This window comes from Qipengyuania marisflavi, from assembly GCF_005884405.1.
GTDB lineage: Bacteria > Pseudomonadota > Alphaproteobacteria > Sphingomonadales > Sphingomonadaceae > Qipengyuania > Qipengyuania marisflavi.
In genome coordinates, this window is record NZ_VCAO01000002.1 from 329,697 (window position 1) to 343,712 (window position 14,016).

The 14,016-nt window shown below is 63.1% G+C and carries 20 protein-coding genes; 16 read left to right on the forward strand and 4 right to left on the reverse strand.

The genetic code is table 11. The features are described from left to right. Nucleotides 1–3: 3 nt before the first annotated feature. The 11 genes from FEV51_RS06155 to FEV51_RS06205 all read left to right on the forward strand — a co-directional run bounded on the left by FEV51_RS06155 (nt 4) and on the right by FEV51_RS06205 (nt 7,173). Nucleotides 4–579, forward strand: coding sequence for a cytochrome c oxidase assembly protein (locus tag FEV51_RS06155; protein WP_138616982.1), 576 nt, complete (start codon nt 4–6; stop codon nt 577–579). Between the two features lie 76 nt (nt 580–655). Next, a complete protein-coding gene (locus tag FEV51_RS06160; RefSeq protein ID WP_138616984.1) occupies nt 656–1,477 on the forward strand; it encodes a cytochrome c oxidase subunit 3 in 822 nt (273 codons plus the stop codon). Beyond that, the gene (locus FEV51_RS06165) at nt 1,477–1,869 is read left to right on the forward strand and encodes a DUF983 domain-containing protein (protein ID WP_138616986.1); all 393 of its coding nucleotides are present in this window, start codon (nt 1,477–1,479) and stop codon (nt 1,867–1,869) included. The genes FEV51_RS06160 and FEV51_RS06165 overlap by 1 nt, the downstream gene beginning before the upstream one ends. Next, nucleotides 1,866–2,438, forward strand: coding sequence for an SURF1 family cytochrome oxidase biogenesis protein (locus FEV51_RS06170; protein ID WP_138616988.1), 573 nt, complete (start codon nt 1,866–1,868; stop codon nt 2,436–2,438). The genes FEV51_RS06165 and FEV51_RS06170 overlap by 4 nt, the downstream gene beginning before the upstream one ends. Nucleotides 2,439–2,496: 58 nt before the next feature. Further along, the gene (gene thrC, locus FEV51_RS06175; protein ID WP_138616990.1) at nt 2,497–3,888 is read left to right on the forward strand and encodes a threonine synthase; all 1,392 of its coding nucleotides are present in this window, start codon (nt 2,497–2,499) and stop codon (nt 3,886–3,888) included. After that, the gene (locus tag FEV51_RS06180; protein WP_138616992.1) at nt 3,888–4,781 is read left to right on the forward strand and encodes an RsmD family RNA methyltransferase; all 894 of its coding nucleotides are present in this window, start codon (nt 3,888–3,890) and stop codon (nt 4,779–4,781) included. Before thrC ends, FEV51_RS06180 begins: the two co-directional genes overlap by 1 nt. 8 nt (nt 4,782–4,789) lie before the next feature. Then, complete coding sequence (locus tag FEV51_RS06185) at nt 4,790–5,161, forward strand: dihydroneopterin aldolase (protein ID WP_138616994.1); 372 nt, start codon at nt 4,790–4,792, stop codon at nt 5,159–5,161. Continuing rightward, nucleotides 5,161–5,490: a Rossmann fold domain-containing protein gene (locus tag FEV51_RS06190; RefSeq protein WP_138616996.1), complete on the forward strand. Its 330-nt coding sequence runs from the start codon at nt 5,161–5,163 to the stop codon at nt 5,488–5,490. Before FEV51_RS06185 ends, FEV51_RS06190 begins: the two co-directional genes overlap by 1 nt. A gap of 4 nt (nt 5,491–5,494) precedes the next feature. Beyond that, nucleotides 5,495–6,481: a GTP 3',8-cyclase MoaA gene (moaA, locus tag FEV51_RS06195; RefSeq protein ID WP_138616998.1), complete on the forward strand. Its 987-nt coding sequence runs from the start codon at nt 5,495–5,497 to the stop codon at nt 6,479–6,481. Nucleotide 6,482: 1 nt separating this feature from the next. Continuing rightward, nucleotides 6,483–6,725: a MoaD/ThiS family protein gene (locus FEV51_RS06200; RefSeq protein WP_138617000.1), complete on the forward strand. Its 243-nt coding sequence runs from the start codon at nt 6,483–6,485 to the stop codon at nt 6,723–6,725. 34 nt (nt 6,726–6,759) lie between these two features. Continuing rightward, complete coding sequence (locus FEV51_RS06205) at nt 6,760–7,173, forward strand: molybdenum cofactor biosynthesis protein MoaE (protein ID WP_138617287.1); 414 nt, start codon at nt 6,760–6,762, stop codon at nt 7,171–7,173. Here the strand turns inward: FEV51_RS06205 and FEV51_RS06210 are convergent. Further along, nucleotides 7,170–7,757, reverse strand: a complete 588-nt coding sequence (locus tag FEV51_RS06210) for a hypothetical protein (RefSeq protein ID WP_138617002.1) — start codon at nt 7,755–7,757, stop codon at nt 7,170–7,172. The genes FEV51_RS06205 and FEV51_RS06210 overlap by 4 nt on opposite strands. A 173-nt stretch (nt 7,758–7,930) precedes the next feature. Here FEV51_RS06210 and rplU point away from each other — a divergent pair, with 173 nt between their 5' ends. From rplU to FEV51_RS06225, 3 genes are all read left to right on the forward strand, one after another. Then, the gene (gene rplU / locus FEV51_RS06215) at nt 7,931–8,458 is read left to right on the forward strand and encodes a 50S ribosomal protein L21 (RefSeq protein WP_138617004.1); all 528 of its coding nucleotides are present in this window, start codon (nt 7,931–7,933) and stop codon (nt 8,456–8,458) included. Nucleotides 8,459–8,470: 12 nt separating this feature from the next. Then, nucleotides 8,471–8,740: a 50S ribosomal protein L27 gene (rpmA, locus tag FEV51_RS06220; protein ID WP_138617006.1), complete on the forward strand. Its 270-nt coding sequence runs from the start codon at nt 8,471–8,473 to the stop codon at nt 8,738–8,740. Nucleotides 8,741–8,959: 219 nt separating this feature from the next. After that, on the forward strand, nt 8,960–9,493 hold the full coding sequence (locus tag FEV51_RS06225; RefSeq protein WP_138617008.1) for a GNAT family N-acetyltransferase: 534 nt from the start codon (nt 8,960–8,962) through the stop codon (nt 9,491–9,493). Between the two features lie 69 nt (nt 9,494–9,562). Here the strand turns inward: FEV51_RS06225 and FEV51_RS06230 are convergent, their stop codons facing one another. Next, the gene (locus FEV51_RS06230; protein WP_138617010.1) at nt 9,563–10,441 is read right to left on the reverse strand and encodes a metal-dependent hydrolase; all 879 of its coding nucleotides are present in this window, start codon (nt 10,439–10,441) and stop codon (nt 9,563–9,565) included. Between the two features lie 116 nt (nt 10,442–10,557). Between FEV51_RS06230 and FEV51_RS06235 the strand changes: the two genes are divergently transcribed. Further along, nucleotides 10,558–11,157 (forward strand): TetR/AcrR family transcriptional regulator, encoded by a 600-nt coding sequence (locus FEV51_RS06235; protein ID WP_138617012.1) that lies wholly within the window; start codon nt 10,558–10,560, stop codon nt 11,155–11,157. Here FEV51_RS06235 and ygfZ read toward each other — a convergent pair. Further along, on the reverse strand, nt 11,141–11,896 hold the full coding sequence (ygfZ, locus tag FEV51_RS06240; protein WP_138617014.1) for a CAF17-like 4Fe-4S cluster assembly/insertion protein YgfZ: 756 nt from the start codon (nt 11,894–11,896) through the stop codon (nt 11,141–11,143). The two genes, FEV51_RS06235 and ygfZ, sit on opposite strands and share 17 nt — an antisense overlap. Before the next feature lie 39 nt (nt 11,897–11,935). Between ygfZ and pyrC the strand changes: the two genes are divergently transcribed. After that, nucleotides 11,936–12,991, forward strand: coding sequence for a dihydroorotase (gene pyrC, locus FEV51_RS06245; RefSeq protein ID WP_138617016.1), 1,056 nt, complete (start codon nt 11,936–11,938; stop codon nt 12,989–12,991). On the opposite strand, the gene rarD is transcribed toward pyrC, so the two are convergent. Beyond that, nucleotides 12,960–13,862 carry an EamA family transporter RarD gene (gene rarD / locus FEV51_RS06250; protein WP_138617018.1) on the reverse strand — a complete coding sequence of 301 codons (903 nt, stop codon included), beginning with the start codon at nt 13,860–13,862 and terminating at the stop codon, nt 12,960–12,962. The genes pyrC and rarD overlap by 32 nt on opposite strands. Nucleotides 13,863–14,016 lie beyond the last annotated feature (154 nt).

The window sequence follows — 14,016 nt, forward strand, 5'->3', positions numbered from 1 at the left end:
GCGATGACCAGCGCGGCTGCCTCCTCCTCACTCGATTTTCGCAAGAAAAGAACGGCGATGTTCGCCATGCTGGCGGCGCTGGCGATGCTGGGTCTGGGCTACGCAGCGGTCCCGCTTTACCGCATGTTCTGCCAGGTCACCGGGTTTGGTGGCACCACGCAGCGCGCGACCGAGAGCGATGCTGCAATTGCCGAACGACTGGCGCAGAGCGCGGGCGGGCAGACGATTTCTGTGCGGTTCGACGGCAGTGTCGCGCGCGATATGCCGTGGAGCTTTGGCCCCGAACAGGTGACCGACACGGTGACCATCGGCCAACGCGATATGGCGATTTATCTGGCGAAGAACAATTCCGACCAGCCGGTGACCGGCACCGCCACCTTCAACGTCGAACCGGCGCAGGCGGGGATCTATTTCAACAAGATCCAGTGTTTCTGTTTTACCGAACAGACGCTGCAGCCCGGTCAGGAAGTGCGTATGCCGGTGCTGTATTACGTCGATCCCAAGGCGATGGACGATCCCAATATGCAGGGGGTCGAGCAGATCACCTTGTCATACACTTTCCACCGCGCCAAAGATTAAGGCCGCTTGGCTCTGGACCGCAGGGACAGGGCGCATTAAGGGCAGCGCGCAAAGCGAGACACAGGACGCGAGACAAATGGCTGGCAACGTCAATCACGAATATCACATCCTCGAACCCGATATCTGGCCGCTGATCGGCTCGATTTCGGCACTGACCTTCACCAGCGGCATGGTGTTGTTCATGAATGACATGAGCAGCGCACATCTGGTGCTGGGCCTTGGCGTCGCCGGGCTGATCGCCACATTCTTCAGCTGGTTCTCCAATATCGTGAAGGAAGCCGAACGCGGCGACCACACGCCGATTGTGCAGTTGCACATGCGTTACGGGATGATCCTGTTCATCGCTTCTGAGGTGATGTTCTTCGTCGGCTGGTTCTGGAGCTGGTTTGATTTCTCGCTGTTCCCTTCGGAATTGTCCGAGGTGATTGGCGGGCAATTCCCGCCCAAGGCGATTGAGGCGGTGATGGATCCGTTTTCGCTGCCACTGCTTAACACGCTGATCCTGCTGTGTTCGGGCACCACGGTAACTTGGGCGCATCACTGCCTGATCCACGGTGACCGTGACGGGCTGAAGAAGGGCCTGTGGCTTACTATTCTGCTGGGCGCGCTGTTCACTGCCATTCAGGCATACGAATATGCGCACGCCCCGTTCGCCTTCGGCGGCAACACCTACAGCTCGGCCTTCTACATGGCGACTGGCTTCCACGGCTTCCACGTGCTGGTTGGCACGATCTTCCTGATCGTCTGTCTGGTGCGCACCTACAAGGGCCACTTCACCCCCCGCCAGCACTTCGGTTTCGAAGCGGCGGCGTGGTATTGGCATTTTGTTGACGTGGTGTGGCTGTTCCTGTTCGTGACGGTCTATGTCTGGGGCGGCTGGGGCGCTCCGATCCACTGATGGATGCAAGCGACAATTCGGATACCGAGACAGGGCAGCCCGCGAAAGTCGAGGCTGCCCTGCTTGGTTTGTGCCCCCGATGCGGCGCAAAGACGCTGTTTGCGGGCATCCTGCGCTTTGCTGATCGCTGCCCCGCCTGCGGGCTGGATTACAACCGCTTCAATGTCGGTGACGGACCTGCGGCGCTGGTGACGCTGGCGGTTGGCACAATTACAGTCGGGCTGGCGATCTGGCTGCAATTGGCGGCAGAGCCTGACTGGTGGGTTCATGTGCTGCTGTGGGGGCCGCTGACGCTGGGGCTGGTGATGGGCGGTCTGCGGATCACCAAGGGGTTCCTGCTGCAAAGCGAATATCGCAACAATGCGGGCGAAGCGGGCAGGCGCAAGCCATGAGGGTGCCGATTTTCTCGACCATCGTCGTGGTCGCCGCAGCCGCGACGATGATCGCGCTGGGCGTGTGGCAATTGCGCCGCGCGGATGAAAAAGCGGCGCTGCTGGCACATTATGACAGCGCGATCAGGATGTCGTCCAACGTGACCTTCCCACGCGATCCTGCCGATATTCAGCAGGCGCTTTACCGTCATTCGGTGGTGACCTGTGATCGGGTCGTGGCGCGGCGCACTACTCCCGGCCGCAGCGAAGGCGGCAAGACCGGCCTCGCGCAGATGGTTCGCTGCGCAATGCAGGGCGGCGGCGAAGCAGAAATCGCGCTTGGTTGGTCGCTCGCGCCCGAACCGGCGAAGTGGGATGGCGGCGAGGTCGCCGGCTTTATCGGGCCGGCAGGCAAGGAAGCGCGCCTGATCGCCTCACCGCCGATGGCCGGTCTTCAGCCGCTCGCGCCGCCCGATCCGAAAGACATCCCCAACAATCACCTCGCCTATGCCGGTCAGTGGTTCTTCTTCGCCCTGACCGCACTGGCGATCTATATCCTCGCGCTGCGGCGGCGGAGGAAGAACGCTTGAGCGTTCTAAAGACCCGCTTGCTTGCCCGCGCCGCACCGCGCCGCTAACCCACCGCGCGATGCAATATGTCTCCACTCGCGGTAGCGCTCCGACGCTTGATTTTGCCGGTGTAACGCTGGCTGGCCTGGCGTCGGATGGCGGGCTTTATGTACCCGAACACTGGCCGAGCTTCACCACGGATGAAATCGCCGCAATGCGCGGGCTGCCCTATGCGGAGTTGGCGGCGCGGGTGATGCAGCCCTTCGTTGGCGATTGCCTGACGCCGGAGCGGCTGCGCGCGCTGTGCGAGGAGGCTTATGGCCGGTTCTCGCACAAGGCGGTGACACCGCTGGTCCAGCTGGACGAACGGCAATGGCTGCTCGAACTGTTTCACGGCCCGACGCTGGCGTTCAAGGACGTCGCGCTGCAACTGCTCGGCCTGTTGTTTGAGGAATTTCTGGAACGAGACAATGCGCGGCTTACCATCGTCGGGGCGACCAGCGGCGATACCGGCAGCGCCGCGATTGATGCGGTGGCGGGGCGCGAGCGGGCGGAGATTTTCATGCTCCACCCTGCGGGCCGGGTCAGCGACGTCCAGCGGCGGCAGATGACCACCGTGCTGGCCCCCAACGTCCACAATATCGCCATCGACGGAAGCTTTGATGATGCGCAGGCGATGGTGAAGCGCATTTTTGCAGACGATACTGTCACTGCGAAGCATCGTATTGGCGCGGTCAATTCGATCAATTGGGCGCGGCTGATGGCGCAGGTGGTCTATTACTTCGCCGCCGCGCTGCCACTGGGCGCGCCACAGCGCAAGACCGCCTTCAGCGTGCCGACGGGCAATTTCGGCGATGTCTTTGCCGGCTATGTCGCGTCGCAGATGGGGCTGCCAATCGAACGTTTGATCGTTGCCACCAACGTCAACGATATCCTCCACCGCGCGCTGAGCGACGGTGATTATTCAGCGGGCGCGGTCACGGCGACTGCGGCACCCAGTATGGATATTCAGGTCAGCTCGAACTTTGAACGGTTGCTGTTTGCCGCTGGCGGACGCGATGGCGCGGCGATGGCCCAGCAAATGCGCGGGTTTGAGGCGGACAAGGTCATGCAGCTGACCAATGCGCAGCGTGACGGCATGGCGGCGCTGTTCACCAGTGCGCGCGCCGATGACGCCGATATGGCGCACGCCATGCGCTGGGCGCAGGAAAACTGCTGCCAGATACTGGATCCGCACACCGCCATCGGACTGCACGCGGCGCTGGCCAGCGATGTGCCGCCCGATGTGCCGGTTGTGACGCTGGCCACCGCCCATCCGGCTAAGTTTCCCGACGCAGTGGAACGCGCCACCGGCGCTCGCCCTGCGCTGCCCGCCCGAATCGGTGATCTGTTTGCGCGGGAAGAACGGTTTACGGCATTGGACGGCGGCTATGACGCCGTGCGCGCATATATTCTCGGGCACGCCAGCTGATGGCCGGGCTGCGCCGCGAACCCGTGCTGATGGTGGGCGAGGGGTGGGATAGCTACCGCCTGCTCGACAGCGGGCATGGCCGCAAGTTCGAAGAATACGGCCCCTATCGATTCATCCGCCCCGAACCACAGGCCATGTGGACCCCGCGCAGTGACGATTGGGAGGCACATGGCGAGTTTGTGCCCGGCTCGGATGAGGATGGCGGCGGTCGCTGGCATTTCTCCGCGCCGGTGGCCGAGGATGGCTGGGAGCTGGGGTGGGGCGAAGATGCGCGCTTCACTGCGCAATGCACCCCGTTCCGGCATCTTGGCTTCTTCCCTGATATGGCTCCGGTCTGGGACTGGATGGGCGCGCAACTGGCGGGGCGCAGCGATGCCGAGACGATGAATCTGTTCGGCTATACCGGCGTAGGGACGCAGGCTCTCAGCCGATACGGCCGCGTCACTCATGTCGATGCGAGCAAGAAATCGGTCGCTCAGGCCCGCGCCAATGCGGCGCTGGCCGGGCTGGAGAATCGCCCGGTGCGCTGGCTGGTCGATGATGCTGCAAAGTTCGCCGCGCGCGAAGTGCGGCGCGAGCGGCGCTATGACGGGATCATACTGGACCCGCCGAAATTCGGGCGCGGTCCCGATGGCGAGGTGTGGCGGCTGGAGGACAGCCTGCCGGGTCTGGTCGCCGATTGCCGCAATCTGCTGGATGCCGACAGCCGCTTTCTGTTCCTCACCGTTTATGCGGTGCGGATGAGCAGTCTGGCGCTGGCTGGCCTGCTGGACGAGGTGTTTGCCGAAATGCCCGGCACCATCGAGCATGGTGATCTGGCTGTGCAGGACAGCGGCGAGGCGGGACGGTTGCTGCCAACTGCGATCTTCGCACGCTGGTCAAATCCGGAGTAGAGAGCGCCATGTCCGATTCGCTCCATCTCGAAGTCGCTGATTTCGAACACGACGTTCTCACCGGGATTTATTCCGAGGAGACCGGCAAGCCGCAGCCCTTGCGGATCACCATCAGTGTGCGCCTGACGGTGCTGAACCACTATGGCCCCGACACCGCGCTGGATGCGTCGAAAAACTACATGGATTTGAAATTCGCCGCTTCCGATGCGCTGCCCGAAGGCGTGCATTTCAAGCTGATCGAGGCGGTTGCCGACCATATTTGCGAAACCCTGTTCGTGCAGGACAGAAGGGTCGAGGCGGTGACGGTCAAGATCGTCAAGCTGGCGATTGCCGAAGCGGGTGAGAAAATCGGGATCACGCTGCACCGTGAGCGGCGTTAATGAAGCGCTTCATCGTGGACGAACTACCGTCTGATCCGCTCAGAGCGACCGGCGTGTTCCATCAGCATTGGCTACCGCGCATAGAGGCTGTGCTGACCAGCGGCCAAGACGTGATGCTGGTGCTGCCCGCTGCCGATTACACGCACCGCGAATGGCGCCGCGCCGCAATTGCAATGCTCGCCCGTAGCCATACCCCCCGGCGCATCAATGCGGTGACCGGCCAAAGCACACAGCTTGCGGTATTTGAGCGATATCTGACCGATGCACACGGCGTGACTGGCCAGTATCTCGAAGGGGCTGGCGCAACTGGCGAGAATTCGCCACGCTGACGGCATGCTGGTTGATAGCTTCCAACGCCGGGTGACCTATCTGCGCCTGTCGGTCACCGACCGCTGCGATCTGCGGTGCAGTTATTGCATGCCCGAGCGGATGCGCTTCCTGCCGAAAAGCGAAGTGCTGAGCCTTGAAGAGCTTTACCGGCTGGCGCTGGCGTTCATCGCGCGCGGTGTGACCAAGGTGCGGCTGACCGGCGGAGAGCCGCTGGTGCGGCGCGATATGATCGATCTGGTTCGGACGCTGGGCCGCAAGCTGGGTCACGGTCTGGAAGAACTCACGCTCACCACCAACGGGATGCAGCTGGGCCGCTATGCCGGCGCATTGGCAGAGGCGGGAGTGCGGCGCGTGAATGTCTCGCTCGACACGCTAGATCGCGCACGCTTCGCCGCGCTGACAAGGCGTGATGCGCTGGATCAGGTGCTGGCCGGGATCGCCGCGGCCAAGGCCGCCGGGCTGGCGGTCAAGCTGAACACTGTGGCGCTGAAAGGCGTGAACGAGCACGCAATTCCGTCGCTGATCGAATGGGCGCATGGTCAGGGCCACGCGGTGACGCTGATCGAGGTGATGCCGCTGGGCGAAGTGGATGGCGACCGGATCGACCATTTCCTGCCGCTCGATGCGGTGCACGCTGATCTTGAGCGCCGCTGGACGCTGGCACCATCGCCCGCCAGCACGGGCGGCCCGGCGCGCTATTTCGACGTGACGCAAACGGGTGGAAGGCTGGGGATGATCACCCCGCTCAGCAACAATTTCTGCGCCAGCTGCAATCGGATGCGCGTGACAGCGACCGGCCAGCTTTATCCCTGCCTTGGCGGCGGCGAGCGGGTCGATCTGCGCGCGGCTCTGCGCGATGGGACGCAGCGCGACGTCGATGCTGCGCTCGACCGGGCGCTGGCGATCAAGCCCAAACGCCATAATTTCGCGATTCGCGGTCCGGGCGAGCATCCTGCGCAGCCGCGCCATATGTCGGTGACGGGCGGCTGAGATGGCAGTGCGGCTGGTGTTGCTTGGCCCCTTGCGCGATCTGGCGGGAATGGCCGAATCCGAAGTGCCCGCGCCGCTGCATTGGGAAGGGCTGCTCGCCGCTGTCAGCCCCGAACTTGCCATGCAATTGAACAGCAACCGCGTGCATATCGCCTGCGGCGGCGTAGTGCTGGCCGACAAGACCGCGCTGGACGCCAGGGATGGCGAGGAAGTGGCGCTGCTGCCGCCGGTGAGCGGTGGATAGGCTTCCTGCAGATATCCAGCTGTTGTGCGAGCCGATGGCGGTCAGCGAAGCACTGGCGGCGTTTGACGCTGCGCACTGCGAGGCCGGGGCCATCGCCAGCTTTGTCGGCAAGGTCCGCCCGGACGAGACCGTGCGCGCGCTGGAGATAACCCATTACGAACCGCTCACACTGCCGGGAATGCAGCAAGTGGCAGACCGCGCCATCGCGCGGTTTGCTCTGCTCGGGCTGCTAGTCTGGCATCGCACTGGCGTCATGACACCGGGCGAGCCGATTGTGCTGGTGGCCGCCGCCGCGCGTCATCGCCGGGATGCCTTTGCCGCCGCCGAATACGCGATGGACCACCTCAAATCTGCCGCATGGTTCTGGAAACGCGAACAGCGCGCCGATGGCTGGCACTGGATCGAACCGCGCGGCCAGGACCACGAGGATCTTGCGCGCTGGGTTTAGCGCACCTGCGCGCGCAATTGTTCCAGCACCGCGTCTTCCTGTTTCACCAAATCGATCACCTGCGCGCGGGCGGAATCGATGGCGGCGCGGTCCTGTGCCTCTACCGAGGCGGCGACGAACAGAATGTCGAGATCACCCAGCGCAATGGCGGATTGGCTGCGTGCCGAATCCAGATCGGCCAGCGCGACTTGTGCAGCGGCCCAACTGTCGCTGCCAGCGGAGCTGCCGCGGGCGGCGGCGGCGAGCCGTGCTGCGCTGCCCTGAGCGGCGGTGAAGTCTGCGTGCGCCTCGCGCGCCTGTGCCACCAGAGCGGCGAGTCGCGTGCCAAGGTCGCCCACCAGCCCGGTTTCAACCGGCGGCACGTCCAGACGCGTGCTGGCGACAGGTTCGAACTGACCCTGCGCTCGCTCGATATCGCGGGTGGCCAGCGACGGATAACGATCGGAGGCGGAGGTCGCGCAGCCGCCCAGCAGGGGGGCAACACACAGGGCGATGGGATAGCAGCGGCGCATCATGGTGCGCGCGGCATAGCACGGCTGCGGTGATGCGCCAGTGTCCAGCGATGGCCCGGGGCACGCCTCCATCACTGCCCGTTGGCAAGCGGCGCTGGCAAATTTCCATGCGATCTTGCGTTGACTTGGACCAGCCCATCCCCTAACGGCACCCATCTTTCCGGGCCTCGCTGTAAGGCGGGCGGGCGGACGCGCCGTTGTTTCGCAAGAACGCGGCACAGCATTTTGATTGAGAGACAAGCACCATGTTCGCAGTTGTGCGCACGGGCGGCAAGCAATACCGGGTTGCCGCCGGAGACAAAATCGCGGTTGAGAAGCTGGCTGGTGAAGCCGGTGACACCATTACGCTGGGCGACGTTCTGCTCGCTGGCGAAGGTGACAATCTGGCCGACGCCGCCAAGGTAATCGTTTCGGCGGAAATCATCGCGCAGGCGAAAAGCGAGAAGGTGATCGTTTTCAAGAAGCGTCGCCGTCACAATTATCGCCGCAAGAATGGCCACCGTCAGATGCTGACGCTGCTGCGCATTACCGCAGTGGGCGATTCGAAGGCTGAGAAGAAGGCCGCGCCGAAGAAGGAAGCCGCTCCAAAAACGGAAGCTGCTCCGAAGAAGGAAGCTGCGCCCAAGGCTGCTGCTGCCGAGAAGGAGGCACCGGCCAAGAAAGCTCCCGCCAAGAAGGCTGCTCCCAAGAAGGAAGCTGCTGAAAAGGCCGCTCCGGCCAAAAAGGCTGCGCCTAAGAAGGCCGCTGCCAAAAAGCCCGAAGCCAAGAAGTAAGGATCACGGACGATGGCACATAAAAAAGCAGGCGGTTCATCGCGTAACGGTCGCGATTCGGCAGGTCGTCGCCTCGGCGTGAAAAAGTTCGGCAGCCAGGGCGTTGTTCCGGGCAACATTATCGTGCGCCAGCGCGGTACCAAGTTCTATCCAGGCAGCAATGTCGGCATGGGCAAGGACCACACGCTGTTCGCGCTGACCGAAGGCGTCGTGCGCTTCCACAAGGGTAAGCTCGGCCGCAAATTCGTATCGGTCGACATGATGGCGGAAGCCGCCGAATAATCGGATAATCCGATGACGGGATTGTCCTCCAGGACAGTCCCAGCCGGACCTATGGACCGGCAGACGTAGAGGGAGATGGGGCTTTCCTGGTTTTCAGGGGGCCCGTCTCCCTTTTGTCGTTTCTCCCTCTGCAAAACGTCGCGCCTGATGGTGCGCTATCATGCAATTGTCACGCGCCCGGCCTAGGAGTTCGGGGTGTGGTCAAAGGGGAGAAGTCCGATGTTCCATGTGACCAAGAGGCTGCTGCTGCGGCCCGCTTGGCCCGAGGATTGGGAGGCCGTGCTGGCGGCGATTGCCGACGAGGCAATTGTGCGCAACCTTGCCCGCGCGCCGTGGCCCTATGGCCCGGACGAGGCGAAGACCTTCGTGTCGCGGCCCCAGGATTATCGACTGCCGCACTTTCTGGTCGTGGAGTCGGCCAGTGGCCGCGTGATCGGTTCCGCCGGGATGGGCGAATGCGATGGCGAGGCCGAGATCGGATATTGGCTCGCTCGTTCCGCATGGGGCAAGGGTTATGCCTGCGAGGCAGCACGCGGAGTGATCCGTGTCGCCCGCTCGCTGGGACATCGCCGCCTTGTGGCGGGCCACTATGCCGACAATCCCCGCTCTGGCCGCGTGCTGCGCAAGGTCGGCTTTGTCAGCACGGGGCAAACCGCGCGGCGTTACAGCGCCGGGCGCGGCGGTGAGGTGCCTTCCATCGAATACACGCTCGATTTGGAGGCAGACGCGATGTGCAGCCCGCAGGCCGCCTGATCTCGCCAGTCCTGCACATACAAAAGGCCCCGCATCGCTGCGGGGCCTTTTACGTTGGTGTTCAGCGCTTTATTCGGCGGGCATCAGAGCCGCTTCGAAGTCGCCGGAATATTTGCCGATCAGTTCGCGGTCATCATGGTCCCACGGGTGGAAGCCCGGTTTGAAATAGGCCAGCCATGCCGGGAAGATCCGGCGCACCACGCCTGGCGTGATGGTGAGATATTTGAACAGCCCCCAGCGAGCTTTCCAGCCGGTGATGCCGTCCTGAGCGAGCAAGTTCATCGAATCAACCCAGCGGTTCTTGAAGAACCGTCCGGTGACCAGCACCATGACCAGACTGCGCGTTTTCCAGCTTTTCCAGCCCGACCAGTCACGCGTGGCGTGGTTCCAGGTGTCGTAAGCGACGCCCTTGTGCTCGATCTCCTCAACCGCATGCCAGCGCCACATTTCGCGCACCTCGGCATCGGAATTTTCAAAATGCTTTGGATTGGCGAGGAATTCATGCGCCATCATGGCGGTGTAATGTTCCAGTGCCATCGTGACCGCCAGATTGGCAATCGGCGGGCGGCCCTTGGTCAGCGCCAGCAATTCCTCGACCCGCTTGTCGATCGCCTTGATGTCGTAACCGGCATCTTCAGCCAGCCGGTTGAACGCGATGTGCTCGCGGGTGTGGTTGATTTCCTGCTTCACGAATGCCCGGATTTCGGCGGCGAGCTGCGGATCGGCGCCATCGCGGTGCGCCTTGACCGCTTCGATAAAGAACGCCTCGCCGCGGGGGAAGGTCGCCGACAGCGCATTGTGCCAGGCGGTGCCGAATGCATCGCCCGCCCACCAGCGGCGCGGCGTGGTGCCGCGATTAAAGCGCTCGTCGCGCACGGTGATCGTCAAATCAGCGGGCGTGGGATTACGCGATGCGCTGGCTGTGTCGATACGAATAGGGGCGTTCATGGACGGCTCCGGAGAGTTACTGACATTGATGTAAGTAGTGGCTACTGACACAGCTGTCAATAACGGTAGGTTAACGGCTTCGCAAAAGCGGGCGCATGGGTTAACGCAAACATCGAATGGCTACCCGCAAACGTCTCTCACCCGAAGAATCGCGCCTCGCAGCTCTTGAGGCGGCGCGTATCCTGCTGATCGAAACCGGGCCACAATCGGTTACGCTGAAAGCGGTCTCTGCAAGGATCGGGCGCACCCACGCCAATTTGCTACATCATTTTGGTTCGGCAGCGGGCTTGCAGAAAGAACTTGCCGGTCATCTGGCGCGCACCGTCTGTGCGACCATTGCCGATGCCGTACGAGCCAGCCGGGCGGGGCTGGGGCACCCGCGCGAAGTGGTCGATCTGGCGTTCGATGCCTTTGACAAGGAAGGTGCCGGGGCGCTGGCCAGCTGGATGATCCTGACCGGCAATGAAGACGCGCTGACCCCGATTGTCGAGACGATCCACAGTCTGGTCGACGAGATCGCGCCAGAGGAAGCCGATCATGATGGCGATGTCCGCGCGCTGCATGAGGAAACGCTGGCGCTGGTGCTGATGGCTATGGGTGATGCGCTGATCGGCAAGGTGCTGGCGCGGTCGCTGGGCCTGCCCGAAACCGCCGCGCGGGACCGGGCCGAACTGATGCTTAAAAACTCGCTGTCGGGCGTCAATCAGCCGGGCTGAGGCTGGCGCGCAGCCATTCTGGTGCCTGTGCGGGATCAATGTTCTCTGAACGCAAATGGTCGATGGCCAGGCCCAGAGCGGGAAAGTCCGCCTTGCGCCGTTTCTCCTCCGACGCGGCGAGGGGGACCACCATCAGCCGCCGGTTGATCTTCTGCCGCCAGTTCATCCGCGCGGTGTTTTCCTGTCCGACATAACAACCCTTGGTGAAGCTGACGCCGTTCAGTTCGGCAGCGTTGGTTTCCAGCCACAGGATATCGCCAAGCTCGGCGCGGCCCTCTGCCACGCCCAGCGCCAGCCGATGCTGCAGCCACCGGGCATCGGCGCTATCCTCGCCATCGCTTGCCCCTTTATCGCTTACGGGGACCAGCCAGCGTTGCCCCAATGCGCTCAGGCGCGGGTCGGCTATGCCGTCAGCGTCCGACCCTGCCCGCCAATGCACGGCGAGCGATGGATCGATAGCGATGCCGACCTTGCGCCGGAGCCGGTATAGCGACAGCCGCCGGACCAGATCTTCCGCCGCCTCGGCCTCGCAATCCACCAGCAGATCACCATTCTCACCGGGCCAGATCAGGAAATCGAACAGCGTCTTGCCCTGCGGGGTCAGCAACCCGGCATAGCAAGGCAGCGCACCAGCGGCATCATTGGTCACCAGCCCTTGAAGGAAAGCGGCAACGTCCTCGCCAGCCTCCAAAGGGGTCAGGCGGATCACGGCGCGATTGGTCAGGCGGGTAGCGGTCATGGGTGACAGATAGGGGGCCGCGCGGCATAGGCAACGCCCATGACCGCTGCGCCCGAATCGCTCACCATCCGCCGCCCCGACGACTGGCACCTGCATTTCCGCGATGGCGCCACCATGCGCGCCGTGGTGCCGCACACCGCCACTCAATTTGCGCGGGCGATTGTCATGCCCAATCTTTCGCCGCCCGTAACCACCAGCGCGCAGGCCGCCGCCTATCGCGAGCGGATCCTTGATGCGGTGCCCGAAGGTGCTCAGTTCACTCCGCTGATGACCGCCTATCTCACCGATCAGACCGATGCGGATGATCTGGCGCAGGGCCATGCGGCGGGAATTTTCACCGCTGCCAAGCTCTATCCTGCTGGCGCGACCACCAATTCGGCGCATGGTGTCACCGATGTCGCCAATATCATGGCGGTGCTGGAGCGGATGGCGGCAATCGGGATGCCGCTGTGCGTCCACGGCGAGGTCACCAGTGCCGATATCGATATCTTCGACCGCGAGGCGGTGTTTATCGACCGCGTGCTGGCCCCGCTCGTCAGCAAGCTGCCCGAATTGAAAGTGATCTTCGAGCACATCACCACGTCTCAGGCTGTGCAATTCGTCGATGGTGCGAGCGCGAATGTCGCCGCGACCATCACGCCGCAGCATCTGCACATCAACCGCAACGCCATGCTGGTGGGCGGGATGCGGCCGCATATGTACTGCCTGCCCGTCGCCAAGCGGGAAGAGCATCGGCTGGCGCTACGCCGCGCGGCGACCTCTGGTTCGGCCAAGTATTTCCTGGGCACCGACAGCGCCCCGCACCACCGCGCCGCCAAGGAATCGGATTGCGGATGCGCCGGGATATTCAACGCGCCCTTCGCGCTGGAAAGCTATCTGGCGGTGTTCGAGGAAGAAAGCGCGATTGCCCAATTCGAAGGCTTCGCCAGCGAGAACGGCCCGCGCATTTACGGCCTGCCGCTGAATGAGGGCTCAGTCACCTTGGAAAAGACCACGCACATTGTGCCGGACGAGGTCGATGGCGGCGATGCGCGCATCGTGCCCTTCCACGCGGGCGAAACGCTCAACTGGCGGCTGGTTTCCGTGACCGACTGACCAGATCCCACACGAAGATGCCCGCGGCCAGCCAGATACAGGCGAAGCACGCTAGCTGAACCGGGGCCAGCTCCTCGCCAAACACCATCAGCCCCAGCACGAAGACGATGCTGGGTGCCAGGAACTGGATAAAGCCCAGCGTTGAATAGGGCAGCCGCCGGGCGGCAATGGCGAAGAACAGCAGCGGGAAAGCGGTAAACACGCCGCCCAATATGATCAGCAGGCTGAGCTGCAGCTCGTGACCAAAGGATGATCCGGCGGCTGTTGTGCCATACCACGCGACCACCCCGGCGGCGGGCAGCAGCAGGAGGATCGATTCGATGGTCAGCCCTGGCAAGGCCCCGACTGGAACCTGTTTGCGAACAAGGCCATAGGTGCCAAAGCTCAGCGCCAGCGTCAGACTGATCCACAGTGTGGTCAGCGCGCCGCCCAACAGTAGCGATACGCCCACAGCGGCCAAGGCAACCGCCGCCCATTGCGGGCGCGACAGGCGTTCCCCCAGCAGCATGGTGCCCAGCAGAACATTGATCAGCGGGTTGATATAATAGCCAAGGCTGGCGGCATAGACATGCTCGTTCTGGATCGCCCAGATGTAAACCACCCAGTTTATCGCAATCAGCGTGGCAGACAGTGTCAGCCAGCCCATTACCTTGGGTGTGCGCAAGGCCGTCAACAGCTCCGGCCCCTGACGCCGCGCCGCCACAATCAGCAAGCATAACGGCAGGGTCCAGATGATCCGCCAGCCGACAAATTCAAAGGGCGGAACGCTGCTGACCAGAATCAGATAAAGCGGAAGGAACCCCCAGGTTACATAAGCGCCCAGCGCCGCGAAGAGGCCCTGGCGGCGGTGTTCGGCGGGGTTCTCGTTCATCTGGCGCTGGCGCTAGGCCCGCCGCCACTTGCCCGCAAGCCGCAAATTCCCGGGTCTTGCACGCTGTCTTCATAAAAATGCTTTTCTGACCGAGATGTTGCAGTTGGTTCATGTTCGCTGCGCTAAAGATGAATGACAGCGCAGGACACGCAGC